This is a genomic window from Jannaschia aquimarina (assembly GCF_000877395.1).
GTDB classification, from domain to species: domain Bacteria; phylum Pseudomonadota; class Alphaproteobacteria; order Rhodobacterales; family Rhodobacteraceae; genus Jannaschia; species Jannaschia aquimarina.
In genome coordinates this window covers 1-2,862 of sequence record NZ_JYFE01000057.1, presented here as the reverse complement: position 1 = coordinate 2,862, position 2,862 = coordinate 1, and the positions used below count along the sequence as shown (strand labels likewise).

The window sequence follows — 2,862 nt, the reverse complement described above, 5'->3', positions numbered from 1 at the left end:
GACGAGATCCAGGACTCCGCGATGCGCCCGTTCTCGATGCGGTGCACGACGATGGTCTCGAACTCGACGGGCCGTCCTGTGGCGGGGACGCCGAGAAGCTCGCCCGTATGGGTGCCGGTGATCCGTCCAAGCACAGTCACGACATCTTCGGAGACGTGGAGATCGTCCACGGAGAAGACCATGTCGCTCATGCCCTCCCGGTTGCCGTCTATCAGGCCGCGCAGTCCGTCCTGGTCCATTCCCTCCGGCCCCGCAGCAAGGCCGAATCCGGTCCAGTCCTCGGCGAGCAGGCCCATCATCTGGGCATCGTCCTGGGCGTTTAGCGCGGCGTAGTAGCGCTCGATCATGTCCATGGCCGCATTCTGCTCCAGGAGCGGCGAGGCCAGCGCGTCGGCGAAGTGGCCGACATCGGGCGAGGCCGAGCGTAGGCGCAGGTAGCCCAGCACGAGGTTGTCGCGCTTGGGGTCGATCACGAGGATCTCGCCCTCGAACACCCTGAACTGCGTCAGTTCCTCGATGTTGGTGTAATGCGAGACGATCAGCAGCGGGCCGGGCCGGTCGGGATCGCCGTCCCATGCGGAGATACGCGCCTGCAGGGGCGTGACGTCGGGGCTTCCCTGAAGCGACAGGAGCAGGTTGAGATCCGGCGTGGTTTCGACCGGCATAGCCTCGGCCGCGGCCGGATCGATCTCGGAGATGCCCTCCAGCATGGATTCGACCGTTTGTTGGTTGCGGCACCATTCCGAGGTCACGATGCGCGACGGCAGGATGCCGTTCGAGGCGAAGAGCGCGCCCATGTCGCGCATGTTGCCCCGGCCCTCCGGCGACATGACGCGCTGGTTGGCGCAGTCCGTCGGCGCCACGTTCCGCTCGTCGAGCTTGGACCAATCGGTCGGCCCGTGGCGCATCAGGAACACGAGGTCGCCGCGGGTGAAGATGTCGGCGATCTGCTGATATGGCTCGAAGCGAAGCCGGTCGTGCACCTCGCGCTCCATTCCGGCCGCGGCCTCCACGGACATGGCCATCTCGCCCATGTGGGTGGAGACTTGGCTGACATTCGGCGTCTGTTGCGCCGCCGCCTGAGCCGTCGAGACGGCTAGCGACAGGAGAGCCAGCTTCTGAATGCGTAAGAAGAGTTGCATGGGGGATCCTCCAAAGATGAATGGCGCGCGCCGAGATCGGGGGGCTCTGGCCAGGTCAGGCCGGGGCAGGAATGAAGTCGAGCGCGATGCCGTTGATGCAGTGGCGTCGGCCGGTCGGTGGGGGGCCGTCTTCAAAGACATGGCCCAGATGTCCGCCGCAATTCGCGCAGTAGATTTCGATGGCGAGGCCAAGCAACTTCGGGTCCGGACGTTCGCCAACCGCGTCATCCGACACGGCTTGAGTGAAGGACGGCCAGCCGGTGCCGCTGTCGTACTTATGCTCGGACGAATAGACGGGGTTTCCGCAGCCGGCGCAGGTATAGGTTCCCTCGCGCGTCTCGCCGTCGAGAGGCGAGGAAAAGGCACGCTCGGTTCCGCTGTCGCGGAGGATCGCATACTCCTCGTCCGTCAGGCGCGCCCGCCATTCCTCCTCGGTCAACGAGAAAGGAAAGGCGCGGTTCGGCCGGGTTCGCGATGACCGCCACCAGGCGCCGCCTCCGATAGCCAGTGCGGCCGCTGCGACACCACCGAGCAGGAGAGCGCGGCGCGACGATGAGGAGCGTGGAGCGAGCTTCACGGGTCAGCCTCTTCTCAATTCTTGCAAGGGCGCAAGAGTCCCGAGTCACGACTGCCGTTCTCGATCCTGATCGCCGTGGCCGTGGCGCGATCGAGACAGGACAGGTTGGGCGAATTGCGGATCGCACCGGACGTGCCGCCGCCCGGGACGCAGCCGCCGAGACCGACGATCAGGATGACATGAAGCAGAGAAGAGGTCGTGGCGGACATACGCATTTCCGGCTCACTCCTGTTTCACGAGAAAGACAGGGAGGGGGTGCGGCGGGACTGGAGCCCGCCGCGGAAGGCTCACTCGGAACCGGGATTGGCGATGATGACGTCGACTTGGCTTTGGGATGGGGTGCTGTCCTGGTCGAACAGCAAGCGCAACTCCGCGATCTGGCTGAGACGGAGTCCATCGAGCTGCTCGGTCGTGTATCCGTAGCTTGCGAGCTCGCTCTCCAGGGACGCGATGAGCATGTCGTAGCCCTGGCCCATCGACTGAGCGAAGGCCGGAGCGCCGGCGAGCGCGAGCGACAGGACGGCGGTGGTCATGATGGTCTTCATTGCAACGGTCTCCTTCTGGTTGGTTGCTTCGGTGCGCGCATGGGCCATCGGTGTCGGGCCAGCATTCGCGGCATGTCTCGAACGGCGCGGATCTCGCGGCCTCGTCCGGATGATCTGAGGCAGGGCCGCCGGGACCGAGCGATCAGCCGCTCGCGCCCGCGACAACCCTGCCCGGCCATGGTTCGACCGGTCGGTGCCGGCGACCGTTGCATCGTCCGCAATGACACCGGTCGGCGCGATCGCATGGCCATGCCGGGCACGCCGCGCATCGTTGGCCCGCCCGTGTCTTGTGTTGCTGCAGGACGCGCGCTGAGGGCGCGCGCTGGTCGCGTCCGGCCGGTGCTCCTCGATCTCTGCAATGGCGGCGCTCCTTCGACTTTCACGATAGGGCTGGTTCCGGGCGCGAGGCCCAGCGTGATCAAAGCGATGGAGCCTCTTCGGGATAAGCCTCGGAGCGGACGCGTTTGAGGTCTTCCATGAAACGTCCGGATCTTTGCAGATTCCGCTCGCGGCGAACGGGTCCGGCAATCGCGGGCAGCGGGCCCCGAACGGCCGTCGGCCCTTTGCAACGAGGAAGAGACGGTGTTGTTGCATCCCG

At 65.9% G+C, this 2,862-nt stretch carries 4 protein-coding genes; all 4 read right to left on the bottom strand.

What is annotated here, in order from left to right; genetic code table 11:
* A partial coding sequence (locus jaqu_RS21420; protein ID WP_052501004.1) for an ester cyclase occupies positions 1–1,142 on the bottom strand: 1,142 nt, incomplete at its 3' end.
* A 55-nt stretch (positions 1,143–1,197) separates the two neighbouring features.
* Complete coding sequence (msrB, locus tag jaqu_RS15350; protein WP_236687874.1) at positions 1,198–1,581, bottom strand: peptide-methionine (R)-S-oxide reductase MsrB; 384 nt, start codon at positions 1,579–1,581, stop codon at positions 1,198–1,200.
* A gap of 152 nt (positions 1,582–1,733) precedes the next feature.
* Positions 1,734–1,928: a hypothetical protein gene (locus jaqu_RS15345; RefSeq protein WP_043919885.1), complete on the bottom strand. Its 195-nt coding sequence runs from the start codon at positions 1,926–1,928 to the stop codon at positions 1,734–1,736.
* 78 nt (positions 1,929–2,006) lie between these two features.
* Positions 2,007–2,264 carry a hypothetical protein gene (locus jaqu_RS15340; protein WP_141134419.1) on the bottom strand — a complete coding sequence of 86 codons (258 nt, stop codon included), beginning with the start codon at positions 2,262–2,264 and terminating at the stop codon, positions 2,007–2,009.
* Positions 2,265–2,862: the final 598 nt, after the last annotated feature.